This is a genomic window from Microbulbifer sp. NBRC 101763 (assembly GCF_040371615.1).
Classification (GTDB): domain Bacteria; phylum Pseudomonadota; class Gammaproteobacteria; order Pseudomonadales; family Cellvibrionaceae; genus Microbulbifer; species Microbulbifer variabilis.
In genome coordinates, this window is sequence record NZ_BAABQV010000003.1 from 94,000 (window position 1) to 119,168 (window position 25,169).

Annotated in this window: 25 protein-coding genes; 8 read left to right on the plus strand and 17 right to left on the minus strand. The window is 52.6% G+C overall.

The window, feature by feature from the left end; all coding sequences use genetic code 11:
• Positions 1 to 152 precede the first annotated feature (152 nt).
• From ubiD to proC, 12 genes are all read right to left on the minus strand, one after another.
• Positions 153 to 1,619, minus strand: coding sequence for a 4-hydroxy-3-polyprenylbenzoate decarboxylase (gene ubiD, locus ABWV76_RS08495; protein ID WP_282951899.1), 1,467 nt, complete (start codon positions 1,617 to 1,619; stop codon positions 153 to 155).
• Positions 1,620 to 1,775: 156 nt separating this feature from the next.
• The gene (gene rbp, locus ABWV76_RS08500) at positions 1,776 to 2,045 is read right to left on the minus strand and encodes an RNA-binding regulator (RefSeq protein WP_020413665.1); all 270 of its coding nucleotides are present in this window, start codon (positions 2,043 to 2,045) and stop codon (positions 1,776 to 1,778) included.
• 270 nt (positions 2,046 to 2,315) lie between these two features.
• Entirely contained in the window at positions 2,316 to 3,575 is a 1,260-nt protein-coding gene (rho, locus tag ABWV76_RS08505; protein ID WP_020413666.1) for a transcription termination factor Rho, read from the minus strand.
• A 370-nt stretch (positions 3,576 to 3,945) separates the two neighbouring features.
• The gene (trxA, locus tag ABWV76_RS08510; RefSeq protein WP_020413667.1) at positions 3,946 to 4,275 is read right to left on the minus strand and encodes a thioredoxin TrxA; all 330 of its coding nucleotides are present in this window, start codon (positions 4,273 to 4,275) and stop codon (positions 3,946 to 3,948) included.
• A 141-nt stretch (positions 4,276 to 4,416) separates the two neighbouring features.
• The gene (gene hemW, locus ABWV76_RS08515; protein ID WP_020413668.1) at positions 4,417 to 5,640 is read right to left on the minus strand and encodes a radical SAM family heme chaperone HemW; all 1,224 of its coding nucleotides are present in this window, start codon (positions 5,638 to 5,640) and stop codon (positions 4,417 to 4,419) included.
• Positions 5,624 to 6,241 carry an RdgB/HAM1 family non-canonical purine NTP pyrophosphatase gene (rdgB, locus tag ABWV76_RS08520; protein WP_353375749.1) on the minus strand — a complete coding sequence of 206 codons (618 nt, stop codon included), beginning with the start codon at positions 6,239 to 6,241 and terminating at the stop codon, positions 5,624 to 5,626. Before rdgB ends, hemW begins: the two co-directional genes overlap by 17 nt.
• Before the next feature lie 97 nt (positions 6,242 to 6,338).
• Positions 6,339 to 6,791, minus strand: coding sequence for a DUF4426 domain-containing protein (locus tag ABWV76_RS08525; protein WP_020413670.1), 453 nt, complete (start codon positions 6,789 to 6,791; stop codon positions 6,339 to 6,341).
• 141 nt (positions 6,792 to 6,932) lie between these two features.
• Positions 6,933 to 7,523, minus strand: a complete 591-nt coding sequence (gene metW / locus ABWV76_RS08530; RefSeq protein WP_020413671.1) for a methionine biosynthesis protein MetW — start codon at positions 7,521 to 7,523, stop codon at positions 6,933 to 6,935.
• Positions 7,513 to 8,718, minus strand: a complete 1,206-nt coding sequence (gene metX / locus ABWV76_RS08535) for a homoserine O-succinyltransferase MetX (protein WP_353375750.1) — start codon at positions 8,716 to 8,718, stop codon at positions 7,513 to 7,515. Before metX ends, metW begins: the two co-directional genes overlap by 11 nt.
• A 115-nt stretch (positions 8,719 to 8,833) precedes the next feature.
• Positions 8,834 to 10,801, minus strand: a complete 1,968-nt coding sequence (locus ABWV76_RS08540) for a dynamin family protein (RefSeq protein ID WP_353375751.1) — start codon at positions 10,799 to 10,801, stop codon at positions 8,834 to 8,836.
• Between the two features lie 151 nt (positions 10,802 to 10,952).
• On the minus strand, positions 10,953 to 11,561 hold the full coding sequence (locus ABWV76_RS08545) for a YggT family protein (RefSeq protein ID WP_020413674.1): 609 nt from the start codon (positions 11,559 to 11,561) through the stop codon (positions 10,953 to 10,955).
• A 64-nt stretch (positions 11,562 to 11,625) separates the two neighbouring features.
• Positions 11,626 to 12,459, minus strand: a complete 834-nt coding sequence (proC, locus tag ABWV76_RS08550) for a pyrroline-5-carboxylate reductase (protein ID WP_040628952.1) — start codon at positions 12,457 to 12,459, stop codon at positions 11,626 to 11,628.
• A gap of 140 nt (positions 12,460 to 12,599) precedes the next feature.
• On the opposite strand from proC, the gene ABWV76_RS08555 reads away from it, so the two are divergent.
• Positions 12,600 to 14,603 (plus strand): S9 family peptidase, encoded by a 2,004-nt coding sequence (locus tag ABWV76_RS08555; protein WP_353375753.1) that lies wholly within the window; start codon positions 12,600 to 12,602, stop codon positions 14,601 to 14,603.
• Between the two features lie 126 nt (positions 14,604 to 14,729).
• On the opposite strand, the gene ABWV76_RS08560 is transcribed toward ABWV76_RS08555, so the two are convergent.
• Entirely contained in the window at positions 14,730 to 14,954 is a 225-nt protein-coding gene (locus tag ABWV76_RS08560; protein WP_020413677.1) for a hypothetical protein, read from the minus strand.
• Positions 14,955 to 14,993: 39 nt separating this feature from the next.
• Positions 14,994 to 15,698 (minus strand): YggS family pyridoxal phosphate-dependent enzyme, encoded by a 705-nt coding sequence (locus ABWV76_RS08565; protein ID WP_282951902.1) that lies wholly within the window; start codon positions 15,696 to 15,698, stop codon positions 14,994 to 14,996.
• A 69-nt stretch (positions 15,699 to 15,767) separates the two neighbouring features.
• Between ABWV76_RS08565 and ABWV76_RS08570 the strand changes: the two genes are divergently transcribed.
• The 4 genes from ABWV76_RS08570 (at position 15,768) to ABWV76_RS08585 (ending at position 19,551) form a co-directional block, all read left to right on the plus strand.
• The gene (locus tag ABWV76_RS08570) at positions 15,768 to 16,802 is read left to right on the plus strand and encodes a type IV pilus twitching motility protein PilT (protein WP_020413679.1); all 1,035 of its coding nucleotides are present in this window, start codon (positions 15,768 to 15,770) and stop codon (positions 16,800 to 16,802) included.
• Between the two features lie 67 nt (positions 16,803 to 16,869).
• Complete coding sequence (locus tag ABWV76_RS08575; protein WP_020413680.1) at positions 16,870 to 18,021, plus strand: PilT/PilU family type 4a pilus ATPase; 1,152 nt, start codon at positions 16,870 to 16,872, stop codon at positions 18,019 to 18,021.
• Positions 18,022 to 18,184: 163 nt separating this feature from the next.
• Positions 18,185 to 18,940, plus strand: coding sequence for an SDR family oxidoreductase (locus ABWV76_RS08580; protein WP_353375754.1), 756 nt, complete (start codon positions 18,185 to 18,187; stop codon positions 18,938 to 18,940).
• Positions 18,941 to 18,951: 11 nt separating this feature from the next.
• Positions 18,952 to 19,551, plus strand: a complete 600-nt coding sequence (locus ABWV76_RS08585; RefSeq protein WP_353375755.1) for a LysE family translocator — start codon at positions 18,952 to 18,954, stop codon at positions 19,549 to 19,551.
• 11 nt (positions 19,552 to 19,562) lie between these two features.
• Here the strand turns inward: ABWV76_RS08585 and ABWV76_RS08590 are convergent, their stop codons facing one another.
• Both ABWV76_RS08590 and ABWV76_RS08595 read right to left on the minus strand, forming a co-directional pair.
• The gene (locus ABWV76_RS08590; RefSeq protein ID WP_353375757.1) at positions 19,563 to 20,309 is read right to left on the minus strand and encodes a LytR/AlgR family response regulator transcription factor; all 747 of its coding nucleotides are present in this window, start codon (positions 20,307 to 20,309) and stop codon (positions 19,563 to 19,565) included.
• Entirely contained in the window at positions 20,306 to 21,463 is a 1,158-nt protein-coding gene (locus ABWV76_RS08595; RefSeq protein ID WP_353375758.1) for a sensor histidine kinase, read from the minus strand. Before ABWV76_RS08595 ends, ABWV76_RS08590 begins: the two co-directional genes overlap by 4 nt.
• A 90-nt stretch (positions 21,464 to 21,553) precedes the next feature.
• Here ABWV76_RS08595 and argH point away from each other — a divergent pair, with 90 nt between their 5' ends.
• Complete coding sequence (gene argH, locus ABWV76_RS08600; RefSeq protein ID WP_353375759.1) at positions 21,554 to 22,978, plus strand: argininosuccinate lyase; 1,425 nt, start codon at positions 21,554 to 21,556, stop codon at positions 22,976 to 22,978.
• A 57-nt stretch (positions 22,979 to 23,035) separates the two neighbouring features.
• Here argH and cyaY read toward each other — a convergent pair whose 3' ends face one another.
• Positions 23,036 to 23,362, minus strand: coding sequence for an iron donor protein CyaY (gene cyaY / locus ABWV76_RS08605; protein ID WP_282951907.1), 327 nt, complete (start codon positions 23,360 to 23,362; stop codon positions 23,036 to 23,038).
• A 106-nt stretch (positions 23,363 to 23,468) separates the two neighbouring features.
• Between cyaY and lptM the strand changes: the two genes are divergently transcribed.
• Positions 23,469 to 23,744 (plus strand): LPS translocon maturation chaperone LptM, encoded by a 276-nt coding sequence (gene lptM / locus ABWV76_RS08610; protein ID WP_353375760.1) that lies wholly within the window; start codon positions 23,469 to 23,471, stop codon positions 23,742 to 23,744.
• Complete coding sequence (gene lysA / locus ABWV76_RS08615) at positions 23,741 to 24,994, plus strand: diaminopimelate decarboxylase (protein ID WP_282951908.1); 1,254 nt, start codon at positions 23,741 to 23,743, stop codon at positions 24,992 to 24,994. The genes lptM and lysA overlap by 4 nt, the downstream gene beginning before the upstream one ends.
• Positions 24,995 to 25,169 lie beyond the last annotated feature (175 nt).

Sequence of the window (25,169 nt, forward strand, 5' to 3'; positions counted from 1 at the left end):
ACTTATAGATGTAAACAAATTGATATAAATAAATCAGAGATACAACAAACTACAGCTGCTAGGCAAGCGAACCAGTAAGCAGCCGTAGGCAGAACACCCCAGTGTTGCTCCAGCACGAAGGGGATAGAAAATTAAAATTATCGCTAACGAAATTATCCAAGACCCAACTTGGACCAAATCTCGTCGACTTTTTTAACTACCATCGGGTCTCTTTCAATAGGATTGCCCCATTCTCTATCAGTTTCACCCTGCCACTTATTAGTGGCATCAAAACCAACTTTGGAGCCCAAACCCGATACTGGAGAAGCAAAATCCAGATAATCAATCGGAGTATTTTCTACCATTACGGTATCCCGAGCTGGATCCATGCGGGTTGTCATAGCCCAAATAACATCATTCCAATCTCGCGCATTTACATCATCATCTGTGACGATAACAAACTTGGTGTACATAAATTGGCGCAGGAAAGACCAGACCCCCATCATCACCCTTTTTGCATGGCCGGGGTACTGTTTCTTCATGGTCACCACGGCGAGCCGATAAGAACAACCTTCAGGAGGTAAATAGAAATCGACAATTTCCGGGAACTGCTTCTGTAAAATCGGCACGAACACTTCATTGAGAGCCTCACCCAAGATCGCGGGCTCATCCGGTGGCCGTCCGGTATAAGTGCTGTGATAGATTGGGTCCTTGCGATGAGTAATTTTCTCAACAGTGAAGACAGGAAAGCTATCTATCTCATTGTAATAGCCGGTATGGTCTCCATATGGCCCTTCATCGGCCATATCATCGGGATAAATGAATCCCTCCAACACATACTCTGCACTGGCAGGAACTTGTAAATCACTGAGCAGTGCATTGGTTACTTCAGTTTTATCACCACGCAACAGGCCGGCAAATGCATATTCAGACAGTGTATCCGGTACTGGAGTAACAGCCCCCAGAATGGTGGCGGGATCTGCGCCCAGTGCTACAGCAACGGGATACGGTTGGCCGGGATGTTTTTTACACCAGTCGCGAAAATCAAGTGCACCGCCACGATGACTGAGCCAGCGCATAATCAAGCGGTTTTTACCAATCAGCTGCATTCGGTAAATACCTAAATTTTGGCGCTTCTTCTCTGGTCCACGAGTTATCACCAAGGGCCAGGTCACCAGGGGCGCTGCATCTCCTGGCCAGCAAGTTTGAACAGGCAGCTTGTTGAGGTCCACCTGCTCTTTATCCAGCACAACCTGCTGGCAGACTGCTCCCTTGACCACTTTTGGCCCCATATTCAGAACCTGCTTGAAAACTGGCAGTTTTTCCCAGGCATCCCGCAAATTTTCCGGAGGCTGTGGCTCTTTAAGAAAGGCCAGCAGTTCACCGACCTCACGCAATTCACCGATATTCTCACGCCCCATTCCCAGAGCTACCCGCTCGGTAGTACCAAACAAGTTTGCGAGTACAGGGGCTTCAAAGCCTACTGGATTTTCAAAAAGTAGGGCCGGACCGCCACTGCGCAACACGCGGTCTGCAATTTCCGTCATCTCGAGAATCGGATCTACAGGGTGCTGAATCCGCCTCAATAGGCCCCGCTTTTCCAACAGCTTGATAAAGTCGCGCAGGTCTTTGTATTTCATGGATTACCGGACGATGAAAATAAACTAACGCGCAGTGTAAAACAGAAAAGACAAAATGGGGAATGGCGCCCTGGTCAGGGTGCTTAAAATAAGGGGGGAGAGTCGACCCGCAAGCGCTAAGCTGCGGGCCGAAAAAATCTTAAGCTTGTCGCAAGCTTAGAAGCGGGGGCGGCGCGGACGATCTTCGCGGGGCTTAGCTTCGTTAACACGGATGTTACGGCCGGACAGTGGCTGGTCGTTCATCTCTTCGATTGCTTTACGCGCTTCATCGTCGTTAGGCATTTCTACGAAACCGAAGCCTTTAGAGCGGCCAGTCTCACGGTCGGTGATTACAGTAGCCCGAGAGATCTCTCCGAATGCGCCGAAAGCTTCGTGCAGGTCGTCAGAGGTTACCGCGTAGGCCAGATTTCCAATATAGATATTCACAAAAGGTTCTCACTAGATGTGTGGGCTGTCGTGCAGTCACAAATGAATAACCAGCTCCACCAGATTATTCATTTGAGATTGGCCCTTTGACGGAGTATCTCCTGAGCCAATTCGGTCGGGCGCCGCTTAATAAAATTCATACCCAGCGCCACGATGTGGAACTTTATATGCCTAATAGCTCGCCTTTTCAACATTAATCAGCGCAAATAATCGCCTTATTCAATCCAGAATATAAAAGGCGCCTGAATCGGCGCCTTTTATATACAAAAATTATTTCCGTTTCATGGACAGGAAGAATTCGTCATTTGTCTTGAAATCTTTCAACTTATCCACTAGGAATTCCGTTGCTGCTACATCTTCCATATCGTGTAACAGTTTACGCAAAATCCATACCCGCTGTAATTCGCCCTCTGGCATTAGCAACTCTTCGCGGCGGGTACCGGAACGCCGTACATTAATGGCCGGGTATACACGCTTTTCAGCGATCTTACGATCAAGCTGCAATTCCATGTTACCAGTACCTTTAAACTCCTCGAAAATCACTTCGTCCATCTTCGAGCCAGTATCAATTAGTGCAGTAGCAATAATAGACAGACTTCCGCCTTCTTCAATATTCCGTGCAGCACCAAAGAAACGCTTGGGCCTCTCCAGGGCATGGGCATCCACACCACCGGTCAGTACCTTGCCAGAACTGGGTACGGTGGTGTTATACGCACGTGCCAGACGAGTAATAGAATCCAGCAAAATAACCACATCTTTCTTGTGCTCCACCAGGCGCTTGGCTTTTTCAATCACCATTTCAGCAACCTGGACGTGACGAGCAGGCGGCTCATCAAAAGTAGATGCAACCACTTCGCCGCGAACAGAACGCTGCATCTCAGTCACCTCTTCCGGGCGCTCATCAATCAACAGCACGATCAGGTGACATTCGGGGTTATTGCGAGTTATGGCTTGCGCCATATTTTGCAGCATGATGGTTTTACCGGCTTTTGGGGGAGCCACGATCAACCCACGCTGCCCTTTACCAATCGGGGCCACTAAATCAATAATTCGGCCAATAAGGTCTTCGGAAGAGCCATTACCGCATTCCAGACCGAGACGTTCGTTAGGGAAAAGGGGAGTAAGGTTTTCGAAAAGAATTTTATTACGGGCGTTTTCGGGTTTGTCGAAATTAATTTCGTTAACCTTTAAAAGAGCGAAATATCTCTCACCCTCTTTTGGTGGGCGAATCTTTCCGGAAATTGAGTCACCCGTACGCAAATTAAAACGGCGAATCTGGCTAGGGGAAACGTATATATCATCCGGTCCCGCAAGATAAGAGGAATCAGCAGAACGCAAAAATCCAAAACCGTCCTGAAGGATTTCCAATACACCATCGCCGTAAATATCTTCACCGCTTTTGGCGTGGCGCTTAAGAATATTGAAAATAATATCTTGTTTGCGCGACCGAGCCAGGTTTTCCAGGCCCATACCTTTGGCTATTTCAATCAACTCTTCAATGGGTTTGGTTTTTAATTCGGAGAGATTCATACCAATTGCTTATTAAGGTTTCTGTTGTCATTTGGCGCGGACACGCCGGAAATTATTTTGGGGAGGGGTTTGAAAATCAGAGATTTGCTCGTTTATTTGCCCAGTACACTTAGGCACCCGTACCTATCAAAAGCGTAATACCTATCAAGCTTTGGCTCTACATAATCAAAAGGCAGAGCACTACCAATTAAGCTCAATTCGAGGAATATACACGCCGGGAATGGTCAGGGACCCTGTGGAGGGGCGTTATCTTCAGCTGGTCGTCACTGGATTCACAGCTGACTGAACTATTACAGAATTACAGCCAGTATAACGGGTGTTTCCCATCCTGCAAAGAAATTTACCCTCTTCACAGGATGGAGCGGCAGGATTACAGCTGGCTATCGATAAACTCAGTCAGCTGGGCGCGAGACAGAGCACCAACCTTGGTACCTTCCACGTTACCACCTTTGAACAACAGCAGGGTAGGAATACCGCGCACATTGTATTTAGCCGGGGTTTCCTTGTTTGCATCCACATCAACTTTGACAATCTTCAGCTTTTCGCCGTAGTGACCCGCCAGATCATCCAGAACCGGAGCGATCATTTTGCACGGACCGCACCATTGAGCCCAAAAGTCCACCAGCACCGGACCTTCGGCTTTGAGAACCTCAGCTTCGAACTCGGCGTCAGTTACATTGATGATTGCGTGCTCGCTCATATTGCTTTCCTGTTCTTTAGTTACACAATGCGGTGCCACCGCGGACGCATCATCTCACGATGGGGGCTATGAGAGTACAGCCAAAATGCGCCATTGAACGCGTAGATTGGGGCGCAGGTGCACTTTTCAAGTCCCCTGGGCTCACGGCTGTTCCAGAAAGCGCTGCAGAATCTCATCAAGATAGTCGAAGCCAAAAGCACTGGCGGCAATACGTTGCTCCAGCGGCTGAACCAGATCCATCGCCAGCAAGGTCGGCCATTGTCGCTGTAAAGTCTCCAGGGCCAGGCCGGTATAGTACGCAAAAGTGCCTTTCGGCACCCCGCCGGCTAGGCGCAGGGTGTTCATCAGGAACTCCAGAGGCAAATCGGCCTTTTCTATTGCATCGGCATGGGGCGCTGCCAGCTCCCTGTGCAACAACTCGCTCCCCGAAGCTGCAAAATTCATGTAATCCCGCGGCGTACGTGTGCGCCGACTACGCAGGATTCGACCTTCATGAGGCAGGGTGACCTTGCCGTGAGCACCTGCACCTATACCTAGATAATCCCCAAACGACCAGTAATTGATGTTGTGGCGAGATTCCAAACCGCGCCCACTATAAGCAGATATCTCATAGCGAAGGTAACCTTCTGCAGCGAGAAACTCGCGCCCGCTACTCTGTATGCTGGCAATCAGCTGTGAACCAGGTGTGGACGGTGGAGCACTGTAGAAGGCGGTGTTCGGCTCAATCGTAAGCTGGTACCAGGAAATATGTTCCGGTCCCAGGGACACAGCACGGCGCAAATCCTCCAGTGCCTCATCTTCCGTCTGCCCTGGCAGGCCGTGCATCAGGTCCAGGTTGATATTGTCAAAACCGGCCCTGCGCGCCATAGACAGGGCGCCGGCAGCCTCATCACCACTGTGGATGCGGCCCAGGTTATGCAACTGTGTGCTATTGAAGCTCTGCACCCCGATCGACAAGCGATTGATGCCTGCCCTACGGTAGCCGTTGAATTTTGCCTGCTCAAAAGTACCGGGATTGGCTTCCAGGGTAATCTCTATGCCTTCGGCAAAGCCCACCAGCTCTGCAGCCATAGCCACAATTTCCCCGATAGCATTTGCGGAAAATAAGCTTGGCGTGCCGCCGCCAAAAAAAATCGATTGCAGCTTACGCCCCTGAACCCAAGGCAGTTGACTTAACAAATCTCGCCGCAGCTGAGCCACATACTCCTCTTGCGGAAGGGCATAGGCAGTATCTGTGTGATCCCTCGCAGCCTGGTGGGAATTGAAGTCACAATAGGGGCATTTGCGTATACACCAGGGAATATGCACATACAGGCTGAGAGGCGGCAGCTGCAATAACCCACTGTTATCATTCAAGATCGGCACCCGTCATCTGCTCACGCCACATAGCCTCAAACAGCCCTACAGCCCGAGCGCGATGGCTCAATCGATTTTTTACCTCTCGCGGTAACTGAGCGGAAGTCATGCCCTCTGAAGCTACATAGAAAAGCGGATCGTAACCAAAGCCCTGCTCTCCCATGGGCGTCTCCAGTATGCGCCCACGCCACTGGGCGCTACACACTAATGGCACCGGATCGTCAGAGCTACGTACGAAAGCCAGGGCACAATGAAAACTCGCACTGCGAGCCGATGCTTCAATCCCCCGCAAAGCATCAAGCAACTTACTGTTATTGCGTTCATCATTCGCCCCTTCACCGGAATAGCGCGCAGAGTAAATCCCAGGAGCGCCGCCCAAGGCATCTACCGCTAAGCCGGAATCGTCAGCCAGCGCGGGCAAACCGCTGATGCGGCTAGCATGACGGGCCTTGATCAAAGCATTTTCGATAAAGCTCAGCCCAGTCTCCTCGGCGTCTTCCACACCAAACTCCGATTGGGGCAGAACCTGAATATCCCAAGTACTGAAAAGCTGCGAGAACTCTCGTAGTTTGCCGGCGTTGCCGCTGGCTAAGACAATTTTTTTTAGCATGTTGCATCAACTAAAAAGCGGGCCGAGGCCCGCATCGATTCTCAATCAAATGAAAGGTGCGCCACCGCGTCTAGATACAAACAAAACGCTGAAGCGGTTAAGGCCTTTCCAGTTTGCGGCGGAAAGTAATCCTCTCCTTTTTACCATTGGGTAAGGTGACATCCACATTGAAGGTAAGGGTCTCTTCATTCTCAAAGCGCAACGGCGCCAAGTAGTAAACCGCATTGCCGTCGCGGATCTCTTTAAACTTCAATGGGCGCGATTGCTGGATCAGATTGGTTGCATTGCCGGTCAGCTCTGCACCAAGGCCCCGGGTACCACCATCTTTCTTTACCACCGAGACATTGACATAAGCGCGGTCCCTGGCTCGCGCCAGCTGATACTTCTGGGCGATATCAGGCTGGATAAAGTCGCTGTTGAACACAGAATAAACTACCCGGTAGTCACCAAAATCCTCATAGTTCTTTATGATACGGGCCTCTTGCGCAACGGCACCGGCGGTCATAAAAAGCAGGGCCAGAGTGGCGGCTGCGGCAAGGATGCGTTTCACGCTTCACCTCCAATTGTTATGAGCACCACCTATTGAGTTGGCGGGCACTGGACTGCGACGGCGGGCCACTATCTGTGCGCCACCCACCAAAAGCTGCGATCTGCCCCGAACCAAGGACAAAAACTTGGCGCAAATATTAGTTTAGCGAGTTAGGTGATATATCGCTGTCTCACCAAATAAATTTGGTAAAAAGTCTTTGAAAGTCACACCAATTTTCGACTCGGATACTACCTGGCGGTGTAAAATAGTCCAGTCGTTCTGTTTGCACAGCACTTCAAAGTCACGGAAAGTACAAAAGTGAATATTGGGCGTGTCGTACCACTCAAAAGGTAATAGATCCGAAACTGGCATTCGTCCGGAAAACGCCAGGTGCCAGCGTGCCCTCCACTGCCCGAAATTGGGGAAAGTGATAATACAGTCGCGCCCCACCCGTAACATCTCCCGTACAACCTCGTGCGGATGCCTCAGGGTCTGCAGAGCCTGTGTCATGACCACTGCGTCGAAACTACCGTCAGCAAAGTTACCGAGCCCCGTATCCAGGTTCTGCTCAACTACATTAACGCCACGCTCCACACACAATTCTATTTGTTCCGGGTCAATCTCCAAGCCATAGCCAATAACATTCTTATTTTTCCCCAGCTGCTCCAGCAGTGCACCGTCACCGCAGCCCAGATCCAGAACACGACTATTGGGCGCTATCCAGTCCTGGATAACATCGAGATCAATACGCATAGCGCCCCTCCTCTATTATCTCAGCGGCCACTCGTTGCATATATGCGCGGAAGATCCCCTCATAGCGTTCGTTTGGCAGCAGGAATGCATCATGCCCCATAGCGGACTCAATTTCGGCATAGCTTACCGAAACGTTAGCGTGCATCAGAGCATTGACGATCTCCCGAGAGCGATCGGGGGCAAAACGCCAATCGGAGGTAAAGGCAACCAACAGGAAGCGACAACTGGCATTGGCAAATGCCGCCACCGGATCATCTTTGTACTCCCGCGCAAGATCAAAATAATCCAGCGCACGGGTCATCAGGATGTAGGTATTAGGGTCAAAGCTGCTGGAGAAGCTATCGCCCTGATAGCGCAGGTAACTCTGGATTTGGAATTCCACCTCCTCATCAGAACCCGGCTGAAAACTGCCAGTGCGCAATTCGCGCCCAAATTTATTGGCCAGTCCATCATCGGAAAGATAAGTAATGTGACCGATCATACGCGCCACAGCCAGACCACGCCGCGGTAATTTCTCCCTCTCAAGGTAACGCCCACCACAGAAGTCCGGGTCAGAGGTAATAGCCTGACGTGCAGTTTCATTAAAAGCGATGTTCTGGGCTGAGAGTTTCATAGCTGAAGCAATCACCACACAATGGCGCAGTCGCTCTGGGTACTCCAATGCCCAGCGCATAGCCTGCATTCCACCCAGGCTGCCACCGATGACCGCTGCCCACTGCTCAATACCTAATAGATCCGCCAAACGCGCTTGGCTGTGAACCCAATCACGTACTCTCATTGGGGGAAAATCCGGTCCCCAGGGCTTGCCTGTGGTCGGGTTGATAGAAACCGGGCCGGTAGAGCCGTGGCAGCCACCCAGGTTATTCAGGGAGACCACAAAGAATTTGCTGGTATCAATAGGCTTACCAGGGCCAATGTAGTGGTCCCACCAGCCCGCTCGCTTGTCATCAGGGCTGTGCCTACCAGCAGCGTGGTGATGGCCTGATAGGGCATGGCAAATCAAAATCGCATTGCTTCTATCAGTGTTTAGTGTTCCGTAAGTCTCGTAGACCAGGGTGTAGCCTTGTAATACACGCCCACAGGCAAGCTGTAATGGCTCAGTAAATTCTTGTTTCCTGGGCGTAACAAGGCCTACTGAGTCCGCATCAGCGGTATTCTGGCACTCTCTGGAAGCGGTGGGGTTTTCCGTAGACAAAGTGTTTATATCTGTCGGGTTATTTGGCGGTTGACAAATGCTGATGCCTCAAGTGTACGGGAGCGCCGCGACTTATGACAATCACTGTAACCGCCAATTAAGCCTCCACTCCAGCTCAACTCGAGAGGGAGGCCTTCAGTGGTGTGACATTATGAGCCCGAGGTGCAGGAGCCAGCGGCTGTGGTGCAGAGCTGCTATGGCGCAGCAATTCTTCAAGTGCCGTCAACGCACGATCGTTGCGCAGTACTTCATCTTCAAGCGTGCGCAGATCGGTGCGCCTACTGCGGGTCTTCTGCTTCAACTCGGTAAGCTTAATCAGGTGGCGATTGAGCAGATGTTTCTGGTACTGAACATGTTGTTTCAACGGCTCAAGGGCCTGCTCCAGCCAGCTTTCCGCAGCAACTCCCATTTGGTTGTAGAGGCGCCCCACCTCACTGGCAAGGGTGGTTATAAATCGCTCACTAAGGCGATTGCGTCGAGCAAGCAATAACTGTGGAGAGCGGCGCAGCTGGGCCGCCTGACGATGTAAACCACGCAAGGTGGCACGGAATTTCCGGACGGTGAAATACTGCTCGACGCTGTCGACCTTCTTCAGGCTGGAACGCTCAAAAACCGCATCGAGTAACCGATTTGCCTGGTCTACCTCCCGCTCCAGGTTGGCGAGTTGGTGATCGACACCTTCCATGAAAGTGTCGATAGCCTTGGCCAGCCCCATGGGTGTCCAACTTTTGTGCAGCGCTTTGCTGGTGTCATCAATCAGTTGCTGCAGCTGCTGAGTGGAAATTGGCGCCAAAAGGGACGTACTCTGCCGCATCAACATGCGCTGGCTGGACTTTAGAGTAAGCAGTTCGTGGTGGCAGAGCTTGTGCTGCTCCTTCACGGTCTGCTGCAGCTGGCCCAGTTCTGCCAACTGCTCCTCGGTGCTGGCACTATTGCGCTGTAAGTGTACCAATGCGGCACGGCCGCTATTAAGGCGGCGCTTGAGGAGATCGCGGGTATCCGCCATCAGCGTAAGGGCCTGGTGCAATGAGCGATGCTCTGCCACTTTTTGGCGGTGCTCCAACAGGCGCTGCACCAGCAGCTTTTCGAAATCGCCAAACCGGCTGTTACGCAATAAGTTCAGATCCTGCTGCTGGCGCGCAAGTAATGCCATTTTCGCCGAGACACCAGCAACGCTTTCCTGTGGTACAGACAACAGTTTTGCCACCTGGGCACTCATACGCCGAAGTAGCAGTTCCGCGTCCTCATCGGGATCATCCCAAAGTACATCGACCTTATTCAACAGCGCCATCACTGCAGTGCCGCGGTGATCGCGCAGCGGAGCCAGGTGGGTCTCCCACATATTCATATCGGTGCCACTGACGCCGGCATCCGCGGCCAATAGAAAGGCCACAGCCTGGGCGCTGGGCAGTGTACTCAATGTCAGTTCCGGCTCATTGCCGAGAGCGTTGAGCCCCGGCGTATCGATAATACGCAACCCCTGGTCAAGCAGAGGGTGTGGCAGACAGATCAATGCATAACGCCAGGCGGGGATCTCTACCAAGTTGCCCTTATCATCCAAGTGGCGACGATCAAAGCCGTAACGCGCAGCTTCTTCAGGCAACACTGATTTGGTCGCAGCCACCTTCAATAACGCCATGCGAGTAGCCTCGGGATCATTGGCATCGAACTCGTGGGTAATCCACTTCTGCGGAATCCGGCGAAAACTCTCCAGGCTGGTATTGGTAGCGAGGGTCTCTATAGGCAACAGTCGCAGACTGGCACGCTCGCTGCCATCACTGAAAATTTCCGTAGGGCACATTGTGGTGCGGCCAGGTTTAGATGGCAGCAGCCTCTGGCTGTAGGTCTGTGATAGCAGAGCATTAATCAGCTCGGTCTTGCCACGGGAAAACTCACCGACCAATACAAGGGTAAATTGATCATCGGTGAGTAAAGCACGTGCCTGCTGGACAACCTGGCAAGCACCGGCTGAGTTTGGGAAATGTTGCTGTAACCACTGGTTGAACTGGGCAAACTGGCGGTCCAGGTTTTTCTTCCAACGGTCGTAATCGGAGATGTGCTGGCGAAGGAGTGCGTCTTCCATTTCACGGTGTTCTTGTTATCTATACCCTGCAGACAAGACCCCAACACTCCGAATGCGAGTATTGGGATGGTCAACCTTAAGTATAAGAGTCTAACACCGCGCCAAATGCGATCCAGTGCGCGCGCCGCAAGAAAACTTGCGACATCACCACTTAAAATCCGGGGATATGCCAGAAAAGGCTGTAGACGAAAGCTGGCATATTTGCCATTTGTGCAAAACCAAACAGCAATTTGTCTGCCACTGTCAGCAGGATAAACACGAAGATCGGGCTGATATCAATCACCCCCAAAGGCGGTATCAGGCGGCGTATCGGCGCACAAAATGGTTCGAGCAACTGACGTAACAACATCAAAGCAGGGTGGCCACTATGGGGCGCGATCCAACTGAACACGATCGAAATCAACATTCCTACAAAAACAACCGCAATCACCGTCGCTACACAGCCGATCAGAGACCAAAGCAGTGCACTCAAAGGATTAAATAGGCCATAGCCGGCGAACAGGCCACAAACCAAAATCATCACCAACCCCACCAGAAGTGCCAAAACCAGCGAGGCCATGTCCACACCGAGAAACCCCGGCACCACTTTGCGCAGTGGTAATAACAGCGGATTGGTAATTTTCACGATGCCCTGGGAAATTGGATTGTAAAAATCTGCGCGGGCTAACTGAAGCAAAAAGCGCATCAAAACCACAAACAGGAACAGGATACCGAGGGTTGCCACCAGGAAGACCCCGATATTGCTGAAGGTATTTGCCATCGAAAAGTTCCAAAAATTTGAGTGAATTACAGCGCTCAATACGCCGCTTTTAATTTGTTTTTACCTAGCGGTCCAGCTCCCTGGCCATTTCTGCAGCGCGCTCGGCACAATCACGCATTGCATCCGCTACCAACTGGGGAAGGCCGCCCTGCTCAAAGCGCTGTACCGCACGCTCTGTGGTACCGCCCGGCGACATTACGTTACGCTTCAATTGGGCTACATCCACATCGCTGACCATGGCCAGTTTGGCGGCGCCCAGGGCAGTTTGCAACACGAGGCGCTCCGCATCAGCACGGGCAAAGCCACTGGCAGATGACGCATCAATCATGGCTTCCATAAATTGAAAAAAGTATGCTGGGGCAGATCCTGCAACGGCGATAATCTGATCAATTCCCTCCTCTTGCTCCACCCACAGGGAAATACCCACTGCATTGACGATACGCTCGGTAATAGCGCGGTGTTCTGCGGTCACCGCCGCATCGGCGTAAAGACCAGTGACCCCTGCCTGAACCAACGCTGGAGTATTTGGCATAGCACGCACAATTGGCAGGTGCTCACCTAGCCAGCGTTGATAGGCAGCCAGGGGTATACCGGCAGCCAGAGTAATCACCAGGGGATTGCGTCTAGTCAGATGCGGACGCAGATCCATGCACAAATCGCGCATGACCTGGGGTTTAACTGACAGCACGATAACATCGGCTTCATCAATTGCAGCGATGTTATCATCGTGCGCGACAACGCCATGGCGCTTGGCAAACGACTCCAACTTGAGAGGATCGCGCCCAGTAGCAACAACCTTTTCCGTCGGATAGCCAGCCGCGAGCAGGCCGCCGATCACCGCTCCAGCCATATTGCCGGCGCCGCCGATAAAAACGATTTTGGGATTTTTTACAGTCACTCGGATTACCTCGGCGAGCACTCGGCTCAGCTGCTGTGAATTTCAGTCGCTATTCTCCCCAGCGGGGATTTCGTTAATATGTGGTCACTCAATTCCAATAACAAGAGAAACGCGCCTCACGCGTTGCCAAGGAGAATGATATGCATAAATGGCGCTCTTTAGTGACCGCCGCACTGCTTTGCGCGACGGGCGCTGCCGGTGCGGTAGAAACTCGTACCGAAAACAACGGCCAACTGATATTGCAGGACATTCCACAGATACCCCAGAGCATCATTGATGAACTGAACCGCTATCAAAATGTACGATCAGCCAGCTTCCGCGGCTGGGATATAGATGGCAACGGAATGTATGTCAGCACCCGCTTTGGCGAGGTGAATCAATTACACAAAGTAGATCGCGCCGGTGGCGCCCGCCGCCAGTTGACCTTCTTCGAAGAGCCTATCGGCAGTGTCGCCACACGTCCGGATCACGAGCAACTGGCATTCACTATGGATGCTGGCGGGAATGAATATACACAAATATTTCTATTTGATACGCACAATGGCCAGAGTGAGATGATCACTGATGGCGAATCCCGAAACGGCGCTATCCTCTGGAATAAGCAAGGCTCCGCCATGGCCTATCAGAGTACTCGCCGCGACGGTAAAGCCAATGATATCTGGCTCACCACTTTTGACGGAGCTAAGAAAGAAGACCGCCTGATTCTGAAATCAACAGATGGCAGTTGGTGGGGGCCAGGCGGCTTCTCACAATCCGGTAGCCAACTGCTCGTGTTGCAGTATGTTTCCTCCACTCGATCCAAAGTCCACCTGCTGGACCTAGATAGCGGAGAACTGAAACTGCTCGCCGGGGATGACGATGTAGACTCCCGCAATTTTCCCGTTGGCTTTAGCCACGACGACCGCTCTGCATTCCTGATGAGTGATAAAGGGGGAGAATTCACCCAGCTGATTCGCAAAGACTTAGCCAGTGGTGATGAAAAAGTCATTACCGCTGATATCCCCTGGGACATCAACGATTTTGTTCTTAGTGAAGACGGTCGTCGCGGTGCCTTCGTGGCTAACGAGGGGGGTATGTCCTCACTCTATCTCTATAACCCGCGCAATGACCGCTATCGCAAGATCAATTCCCTCCCGATTGGCGTTATCGGCGGCATCGAGTTCAATCCTCGAGGCGATAGGCTGGCAATGTCCCTGAATACCCCAAAAACCCCTACAGATACTTTTGTTTTAGAGCTGGGCCGTCGTCCACTCTCCAGTGGTGACCTCAACCGCTGGACATTTAGCGAAGTCGGCGGCCTCGACACCGAGCAGTTTGTCGAACCCCAGCTGGTGCACTATCCAACTTTCGACAAGGTAGATGGCAAGCATCGGGAAATTCCAGCTTTCATGTACAAACCACGCAACGCTAAAGGTCCGGTGCCAGTCATTATTTCCATTCATGGCGGACCCGAGGGGCAGTATCGCCCGCTGTTCTCCAGCACCTATCAAATGTGGTTGGAGGAGCTTGGGGCCGCAGTAATTGCTCCCAACGTACGCGGTTCTGCCGGCTACGGTAAAAGCTACCTGGCCATGGACAACGGGTATAAGCGCGAGGACTCGGTGAAAGACATCGGTGCCCTACTGGACTGGATCGCCACCCAACCAGACTTGGATGCCGAGCGGGTTGCTGTCTTCGGCGGTAGCTATGGCGGCTATATGGTGCTGGCCAGTAGTGTCTACTACTCAAACCGCCTGAAAGCTGCTGTAGATATTGTCGGCATCTCTAATTTTGTCACTTTCCTCACCAACACCAAGAGCTACCGTCGAGACTTACGCCGGGTAGAGTATGGTGACGAACGCGATCCGAAGATGCGGGCCTTCCTGGAAAAAATCAGCCCCAACAATAATGTGGAGAAAATCCAGGTGCCGATGTTTGTGGTACAGGGACAAAATGATCCTCGAGTACCTGTTACAGAAGCCGAGCAGATCGTGGACGCCCTGCGTGAAAACGGCAACCGGGTTTGGTATATGAACGCATTAAACGAAGGACACGGTTATCGCAAAAAGGAGAATAGCGATGCCTTTACTCAAGCTACGGCATTGTTCTTTGCAGAACATTTGCTCGGCGAAGAGCGGAAAAAGAAACTGGCGCTGAAAAATTAATACGAACCCTCTAACGAAAACGGCCCTTTGGGCCGTTTTCATATCAATTCTACTAGCACCTTTTTAATCACTGCCAAATAGGGACGCCTCTATTATCGCAAGGAGATTTAAGGCAATTGCCACCAGCTACAACCATTGTCGGCTCTCCGGCCACAGCGATCGGGTTACCGTATTACTAAGGAAGTCGGTAATCATTGACATCTTCGGGAAGTAAAATGAGAGAAGGCAAATAAATGCTAGCCACTCAAGTGCCAACCAAGTGGTCCACAAGTTCTGCGCCATTGATAAAGCCATTACAGCACACAGGGTTAATCCCAGTAATACCACCTCGAGATTCCCTGATTTCGTCATTCCATTTCCCTAACAGTTTTGGGTAAAACACAGCCCCATTTACGCAGAATAATTACGAGCGCCAAAAATATCTGTGCCGATGCGCACAATGGTGGCGCCACAGGAAATCGCTGCCTCCATATCCCCGGACATTCCCATCGACAGGGTATCCATGGTTTCGTTAGGAAATTCTTCACGTAAGTGCTGCAACAAGCTGGCTAGCCTGGCAAAGGGCTCTTGTTGAGCGGTAATACCCTGTCGCTCAGCGGGAATCGTCATCAACCCGCGTAAACGAAGCCCAGGTAGTTTCACCACTTCACGCGCCAGAGCCACCAAATCCTGTGGAGCTATGCCAGACTTGCTCTGCTCGCCATCGATATTCACTTGCAGGCAGATATTGAGAGGGCCCATGTTTTTGGGGCGCTGCGATGAAAGACGCTGGGCAATTTTCAGCCGGTCGACTGTATGCATCCATTGGAACCTCTCGGCAACCGCACGGCTTTTGTTCGACTGCAACGGCCCAATGAAATGCCAGTGAATATCGAGATCAGAAAGGGCATCCTGTTTTTCCAGGGCTTCCTGCAAATAGTTTTCGCCAAAGTGGCGCTGGCCAGCCGCGTAGGCGACTCGCAAATCTTGTGGGGGTCGCGTTTTGGAAACCGCCAGCAGAGTGATTTCTGCCGGGTTGCGATCGCAGTTGTTGCAGCATGTCACAATCCGCTCACCTACTGCATTCAGGTTTTCGACGATTGTCTCTTTGCGCATATACTGGGGCCCTTACCGAAATAAGTGGCGATTTTACCTGAGCCCAAACAAGAACCATAAGGTAGCAGTATGGATATCACTGAACTCCTCGCCTTCAGCGCCAAGCAAAACGCCTCGGATTTGCACCTCTCCGCCGGTCTGCCACCGATGATTCGTGTGGACGGCGACGTGCGCCGCATCAACCTGCCAGCCATGGAGCACAAGCAGGTGCACGGCCTGATCTACGAGATCATGAATGATAAGCAGCGCAAGGATTATGAAGAGCTGCTGGAAACCGACTTCTCCTTTGAAGTACCTGGCGTGGCCCGTTTCCGTGTGAATGCCTTTAATCACAACCGTGGGGCCGGCGCTGTATTCCGGACTATTCCCTCCAAGGTACTGACCATGGAGGACCTGGGGATGGGCCAGGTCTTTAAACAGATCTCCGATACCCCGCGTGGCCTGGTGTTGGTGACTGGGCCTACCGGTTCCGGTAAGTCCACCACGCTGGCCGCGATGATGGATTACATCAACGACAACAAGTACGAACATATCCTCACCATCGAAGACCCAATTGAATTCGTACACGAGTCAAAAAAGTGTCTGGTAAACCAGCGCGAGGTACATAGGGATACACACGGCTTCGCCGAAGCTCTGCGCTCTGCATTACGTGAAGACCCGGACATTATTCTCGTGGGTGAGATGCGGGACCTGGAAACCATCCGACTGGCACTAACCGCCGCAGAAACCGGTCACCTGGTGTTCGGTACCCTGCACACCACCTCTGCAGCAAAAACCATTGACCGGGTTGTAGACGTCTTTCCTGCGCAGGAGAAAGCGATGGTTCGCTCAATGCTGTCGGAGTCACTACAGGCGGTAATCTCTCAAACCCTCCTGAAGAAAAATGGCGGAGGCCGTGTCGCCGCTCACGAGATTATGCGCGGCACCCCGGCAATCCGTAATTTGATCCGTGAGGACAAAATCGCGCAGATGTACTCGGCTATCCAGACTGGCGCCAGTGTCGGTATGCAGACCATGGACCAGTGCCTTGAGGATCTGGTGGCACGCCGTATCGTCAGCCGCGAAGTCGCGCGAGAAAAAGCCAAAATGCCGGAAAACTTCTAAGCGTTACAGCGCACCGGGGGCTCGCTGCAGGGCCCCTCAAAGTCAAAAATAAACGCGGTAAACACCCATGGAAATTGAAAGACTCCTACAACTGGTTGTAGAGAAAGGTGCATCGGACCTGTTTATCACCGCAGGCATACCACCCTCGATCAAACTGCACGGACGTGTTGTACCCTGCAGCAGTACCTCGCTCACACCAGAGAAAGCACGCGAACTGGTGGTGGGCACCATGAATGAGAAGCAACGACGCGAATTCGCTGAACAAAAGGAACTGAACTACGCCATTGCCGTACGCAACGTAGGTCGCTTCCGGGTCTCGGCATTTTTCCAGCGCAACCTGGTGGGCATGGTGCTGCGTCGTATCGAAACGAAGATTCCCACGATTGACGGGCTTGGCCTGCCGGATGTACTCAAAGAGCTGGCGATGACCAAGCGTGGCCTGATTATTTTTGTAGGTGCAACCGGCACTGGTAAGTCTACCTCCCTTGCCTCGATGATTGGCCACCGCAATGAGAACTCCAAAGGCCATATCATCACTATTGAGGACCCGATTGAATTTATTCACCAGCATCGCGGCTGTATCGTAACCCAGCGTGAAGTTGGCCTGGATACAGAGTCCTTCGAAGTGGCCCTGAAAAATACCCTGCGTCAGGCACCAGACGTCATTCTGATTGGTGAGGTACGCTCCCGCGAGACAATGGACCACGCCATTGCCTTTGCCGAAACCGGCCATCTGTGTCTCTGTACCCTGCATGCCAACAACGCCAACCAAGCCCTGGATCGTATCATTCACTTCTTCCCGGCAGACCGCCACCAACAGTTGTTTATGGACCTGTCGCTGAACCTGAAAGCGATGGTGGCACAGCAACTGGTGCCAACACCTGACGGCGATGGCCGCCGGGCCTGCCTGGAGGTTATGATCAATACCCCGCTGATGTCGGACCTGATCCGCAAGGGCGAGGTACACAAAATGAAAGAATTGATGAAGCGTTCCGGCGAACAGGGTATGCAGACCTTCGACCAGGCCCTGTATGAACTCTACGACCGCGGCGAGATTACCTACGAGGATGCCCTCGCCCACGCTGACTCCTCCAACGACTTGCGCTTGATGATCAAACTCAAGTCCGAGTCCGATGCGGAATATTTGAATAGTGCCGCTGGCGAATTAAGCCTGCAAAATGATTCGGAATACGGCGATGGTGGCCCGCAACTGTATTAAAATTAAAGCCCACTAAGACCGATCTCATCCAGGGGCACTGACAGCGCTGCCGTCAGTGCCTCCTCCGTATTTTTCAGATACCCTCCCTCATTCTTTAACAACAAAAAAAATCAAAGGTACCCCTATTTATTCCCAATAGTTCCCCCTTTTCAGGAGTTGCAAAGTGCCCCTTAAAAATAATATTGCCTTAGTCACCGGCGGAAGCCGAGGGATCGGTGCCGCAACGGCACGATTACTTGCCCAGCATGGATACCATATCGCCATCAGTTATCGGGAGAGAAAAGACTCGGCCGAAAGCCTGCTGAATGAACTCAAGGCCTTAGGTACTAAAGCAATCGCCGTACGCGCTGATATTTCATCAGAAGCCGATATCACCCACTTATTTAATGAAGTAGACCGGCAACTCGGCCCCCTTCAATACCTGGTGAACAATGCCGCGACACTCAAACCCCAAATGCGCGTTGAAAAAATGGAAGCGGAGCGAATTAACCAGGTATTTCGAACGAATGTTACTGGCACCCTACTTTGCTGCCGCGAAGCCATAAGAAGAATGTCGACCAAACAGGGGGGCAGCGGTGGTGCCATCGTCAATGTTTCTTCTGCTGCCAGCCGCTGGGGCTCACCCAACGAATATATTGACTATGCAGCGAGTAAAGGGGCAGTAGACACCTTGACCATCGGGCTAAGCCAGGAACTTGCCAGCGAGGGAATCAGGGTAAATGGAGTACGGCCAGGTTTGATCTATACAGAGATGCATGCTGCTGGCGGAGAACCAGATCGGGTGGAGCGGCTAAAATCTACGACCCCTCTAAAACGAGGGGGACTGCCAGAGGAAGTGGCCTCTGCGATAGCTTGGCTTTTAAGCAATGAATCGTCGTTTACCACTGGCTCATTTATTGATGTCGCAGGTGGGAAATAGGGCAAGAGTTTATGTTAGAAGCATTATCTTCACTGATTGCAGCCACAGGCCTGTTACTCGGCTCTCCCGGCCCCGCACCACTCGCTCTGGCAGCTTCAGGAGCAACCTTTGGAGTGAGGCAAAGTACCGGTTTCCTTATCGGTATCCTGCTTGGGTTATGCGTAGCCATTGTCGGTGCCACTGCCGGTGTAGCCGCCCTGCTTTCTGCCTGGCCCGAGGCTCGTTTGACAATGCAGATATGTGGGGCACTTTACATTGGCTACATCGCATTCAAAATTGCCACGGCACCGGTACTGGTTCAGGAACAGTCGGCAGCAGCCCAACCGCCATCCCTTTTGGATGGGTTTATTTTTAATCTGCTCAATCCAAAAGCCTACGCCGCTTTTTTTGCGATCTTTTCCCAGTTTCTACTGCCTATCGAAGAGAGCGGTTTCAGCTATCTTGCCACAGGATTGGTCTGCTTGATTGTCGCTGCTGTAGTGGATTTTATCTGGCTATACCTTGGGGGCAGCCTGCGGCCAGTTTTCCACAAACCAAAACAAGCGAGAGTAATCAGAGTGAGCTTTGCTCTATTGATGGTAGCTGCAGTATTGTTTGTTTTTCTGCGTTAAAAACTGAATACTCAGCATATCTCCGTAATTAGTGCTTTTACAGAAGGCAGCATGCGTCGGCTTACCAGCGGCGCCTCTGCTACACCATCCAACTCCACCCGATAATTTCCACCCTCCCTGCGCAAACCGGCGATATATTCCACAGCGACCAGGGCGCTGCGGTGTACGCGCACAAAGCGATCGCCGAACTCACTCTCCAACTCCTTAAGGGACTCATCCAAAATTGTTTCGCCGGCAAGATGGTGAGCTACCACATATTTACTATCGGCAACCAGGCAACGGATCGTATCCACTTCCAGTAATTCCACTCCCCGGCGGCTGACAGCTTTGATGCGGCTTCGATGATCGGGTGCTTCTGATTCCTGCTCTTCCAGCAATTTTTGTTGCGGTTTACTGAGGCGCTGTACCTTTGTAATAGCCTGGCGCAACTGCTCTAAACTGACCGGTTTTAACAAGTAGCCCACTGCTGAAGTTGCGAATGCCGGCAAGGCAAATTCATCGTGGGCAGTGCAAAAAATAACTGCCGGTGGGCATTCGCGAACAGATAACTGTTGTGCCAATTCCAAACCACTGCCACCGGGCATTTCGATATCTAGCAATACAAGGTCCGGATCAAGTATCTGCACCTGCACTAGTGCGGTTTCAATATCGGCTGCCTCACCGATCACTGTGCAGTTATCGATCGCGGCCAATTGCCGCTGTAGGCGCACACGGGCCAGGGGTTCATCGTCGACAATCAGGACTCGCAGCTGGGTCACTCCATCACCTCGGCTTTTCTAGTGGTAGATACAGCGGCCTTTGTCTCCCGCAGAGCCGCCTCCCGGGGAAACAAGGGTAGCTGCAGGGCCACTCTGTAGTGTCCATCCTCCCGACAGGCGGTAAACATAAAGCGATTGCCGTAATAAGCGGACAGGCGTTGGCGGATATTTTCCATCGCCATGCCATTATTTTCCCGGGAGGTGTGCACAGTTTCCTGGGGCAAGGGGTTTTCGATAGCAATCCTGAGAACACCACTTTCAACTTCAACTCGTACGTTGATTTCCCCACCTTCACGCAATTTAGCCACGCCGTGTAACACCGCATTTTCAAGCAGGGGCTGTAGCAACATACTGGGTAACTGGATGTCATTCAGTCCTTCACCCAATTGCCATTCTTGTCTCAGGCGATCCCCCAGACGCAATGCCTCGATCTCCAGGTAGCGCTGCGCCAGCAAAATCTCCTGCCGTAAAGACACCAGTTTTGGATCGGCTAGGCTGGCCCTGAACAGAGCACACAAATCCTCTACCAGTCGTTCGGCACGATCTGGGTCCACAGCGATCAGGCTGGCCAAGCTATTCATACTATTAAACAGAAAGTGGGGACGGATACGGGATTGCAACGCCTCAATACGTGCGCCGAGCTCCGCTTGTTGCTGGTTATATAACTGCTGCTGCAAATAGGCGTAGCGCAAAACCACCCCAGAGCAAATGGCCCCCAGCAAGCAATCACTGGCCAGGCCCCACCAATCGAAATCAGCCTGTAACAGCAGTACGCGCAGATAGCGCTGTATTCCCATCACGCTTATCAATACCGCCAGCACCGCTATAAAGCTGATAGCACCGGCGCGCTTGTGCGAGAGCTTGGCCAAAAAGGGGCGCAGGCGGCAGAGTACAGCTGCAGAGGGCAATATCACCCACTGGATAACCAGGGAGATCAACCCCAGGCGCTGCCAGCTGAATTCTCGCAACCCATCCAGCGCCAATACCAGCACCAGGGCCAACAGTTCTCCCATCAGCACCAGTGCTGCCAGGGAAGTGACGCTGCACAAATCCGGCAGGAAAGGCAAAATACCAGGAAGCGCAGAATCCTTGTTATCAGTATCAGTTTTTCGAATTTTCTGCGATATAATGCCTGCCGGCCTGGAGTTTGACATGCAATTGTTATTCTTGACTGTCCCTAACGTTTAAAGCGCAAGATACCACCAAGCTCCCCGGCCTTTCACCTCACTGCAGCCAGGAAAACCATGAGCAACGAAAAAGCCCCCACCGATTCCGCCAATAACCCGGCCGCCAAACTCTGGGGAGGCCGCTTCAGTGAAGCCACTGATGCCTTCGTAGAGAGGTTCACCGCCTCAGTCACCTTTGACCAACGCATGGCATTGGAGGATATCCAAGGCTCTCTCGCCCATGCCCAGATGCTCTCTGAGGTAGGGGTATTGAGTGCAGATGAATATCAAAAGATCGCCCATGGCCTGAAGGAAATAGCAGAGGAAATTAAGGCAGGGGAGTTCCCGTGGTCAGTGCAGCTGGAAGATGTGCACATGAATATCGAGGCGCGCCTGACTGAGCGCATCGGTGCCACCGGTAAAAAACTGCACACTGGCCGCTCCCGCAACGATCAGGTAGCAACGGATATTCGCCTATGGCTGCGGGGGCGCATCGATAGGATTGCAGGCGAGCTAACCCGCTTGCAAACCGGCCTTGTAGCGCTGGCGGAACGCGAAGCGGGCACTATTATGCCGGGCTTTACTCACCTGCAGAGCGCTCAACCGGTGACTTTTGGCCACCACCTACTGGCCTGGAACGCCATGCTTACCCGGGACTATGAGCGCTTGATGGACTGCCGCAAGCGAGTCAACCGCTCTCCCCTGGGCGCAGCCGCACTGGCCGGCACCAGTTACCCTATTGATCGCGCACGCACTGCTGAATTACTCGGTTTTGATGCCCCGACCGAAAACTCTCTGGATTCCGTCAGCGACCGGGATTTCGCCATTGAATTCTGCGCTTTCGCCGCGCTGCTGCTCACCCACCTTTCCCGAGCGAGCGAGGAGCTGGTCATTTGGACTTCGAGCCAGTTCGATTTTATTGATCTACCGGATCGCTTTTGCACCGGCTCCTCCATCATGCCACAGAAGAAAAATCCGGATGTGCCTGAGCTGGTACGCGGTAAAACCGGCCGTGTAAACGGGCACCTAATCGCCTTACTGACTCTGATGAAAAGTCAACCGCTGGCATATAACAAGGACAACCAGGAGGATAAAGAACCGCTGTTTGACGCCGCCGACACCGCTCTGGATTGCCTGCGCGCGTTTGCAGATATGGTACCGGCTCTCAAGGCGAAAAAAGACAATATGCTGGAGGCGGCCGCCAAGGGCTTTTCCACCGCGACGGACTTGGCGGATTACCTTGTACGCAAAGGTGTTGCCTTCCGTGATGCCCATGAGATCGTCGGTCAATCAGTATCCTTTGCCATTGAACAGAACAAGGACCTGGCTGAACTAAGCCTGGAGCAACTACAACAATTTTCTGCTGAAATCAGCGAGGATGTATTTGAAGTGCTCACCCTTGAGGGCTCGGTGGCCGCCCGTGACCATATCGGTGGTACCGCACCCAATCAGGTACGTGCGGCCTGTGTGCGCGCACGTGAAGCAATCAAACAGCGCTGTTAGTGGATTTGAAGTTAAAGCCCGGCTTTCCGGGCTTTCTAAAAAGCCAAATTACTGCGGTTAGGGCCCCAGCCCCAAGCTGACCTCTTCGCCCTGCTGCTCACTCAGCACACGATCAAGCAGAGTGGTCAGATCCTCCCCGGTAGTGCCGCATTTCCAGCCGGGGTTTTCAAAGGCCAGGTGATAACCGCCGGATTTAGCTGCCACCCACAATTCGCGACTGGCCGACTGGCGAGAGAGAATCACCTGGCTTCCATTATCCTCCAGCGTAAGAGTTAAAACCGACCCACTACGCTCGTAATCGATGTCCCAATCACACTCATCCAGGGCATCCTCTATCGCCATCAGGCTTCGCTCAATGGCCGCTTCGTATTCCGCTTGGCTCATCTTTTGTTACTTCTGTTACCGTCTACTGTGATGAATTTATTCGGCCGCTATACTATCAGGCTTTTGCCGAACACCGCTTCGAAAGCCCGAGCGCAGGATGTCACCCATGCCGAAAAAAATACTTCTCCCACTCCTCACGCTGCTAGGTGCCGCCGCACTGATAGCAGGCTGTGGCCAGAAGGGCCCGCTGTACTTACCTCAGGCACCGGCACAGCCCGCGCCGAGTATTACTACTGGTCCGCCCAATACGGCGCCTACCAGCAGCACTGCAGTGGAGCCCAGTGGACCAGCCATTGAACCGGCCGGTGAGGCTGTGCCTGAACCATTAGGAGAAGAGCCGCTGTATGAAGAATACCCAGAGGAGCAAGAAACTGAGAAATGAGTGAATTCAGTTATCGCAACGGCAGCCTTTGGGCTGAAGACGTCTCCCTCGAGCAGGTTGCCGAGCAATTCGGCACTCCCACCTATGTATACAGCCGCGCTCATTTTGAGCGGCAATACCGGGCCTATGCCGATGCCCTGGGCAACCATCCCGGCCTGATCTGCTACGCGGTCAAGGCTAACAGCAATCTTGGCATACTCTCATTACTGGCTCAGCTGGGGTCAGGCTTCGATATCGTCTCTGGCGGTGAGCTGGAGCGTGTATTACTGGCAGGCGGAGATCCCTCACAGATAGTCTTTTCCGGTGTGGGCAAAACTGCCAATGAGATGCGCCGCGCGCTGGAAGTGGGTGTGCACTGCTTCAATATCGAATCTGAAGCTGAATTGCTGCGCCTGGAGCAGGTAGCTGCCGAATGCGAAACCGTCGCCCCAATTTCCCTGCGCGTAAATCCGGATGTCGACGCGCAAACTCACCCCTATATCTCCACCGGTCTCAAGGAAAACAAATTCGGCATCGCTATTGATTGTGCCCTGAAAGTCTATCTAGATGCAGCCAAGTCCCCCCACTTGAAAATAATTGGTGTGGACTGCCATATCGGCTCTCAGCTCACTGAAGTCGCACCTTTCCTCGATGCCCTGGATCGACTCCTGGTTTTGGTAGATGACCTCGCCGATAAAGGCATCCAATTAGAGCATTTGGACCTGGGCGGCGGCCTGGGCGTGCGCTATCGAGGTGAAGAGCCCCCACCGGTGGCGGATTACCTCGAGGCAGTACTTAAGCGCATTGGCGATCGCAATCTCGGCTTGGTCCTTGAACCAGGGCGTTCAATCGCCGCCAATGGCGGTGTGCTTCTGACCCGCATTGACTATCTAAAGCGCACGCAAGAGCACAATTTCGCCATCGTTGACGCGGCAATGAACGATAATCTGCGTCCGGCCCTGTACCAGGCCTGGCAGGATATAGTGCCGGTGACCCCCGATCACGGGGAAAACGCCATGTGGGATATCGTCGGGCCAGTATGCGAAACCGGTGATTTCCTCGGCAAAAACCGGGCCCTGACTCTACGACAGGGTCAGCTGCTAGCCATGCTCTCTACCGGTGCCTACGGATTTACCATGAGTTCCAACTACAATAGCCGGCCACGGGCAGCGGAAGTGCTGGTCGACGGTAGCAACACCTACCAGGTAAGGGCGCGGGAAAGCTTTAGCGACCTGGTGCGGGGAGAAACCCCGGTACCGGAGAAAGCCTGATTCTTTGTGGCGAAATAGATGTCAAAATAAAGATTTTAGTGCCACCATCTCTGGGGGCTACGCGAACACCCCACAGACAGGCTGTTCGATACTTATAAAATCTCGACATATTGGTAATGCCAATCGATGGTGACCAGTTGGACCAGGAAACACCTGTGTCGCCACGGCATATTCG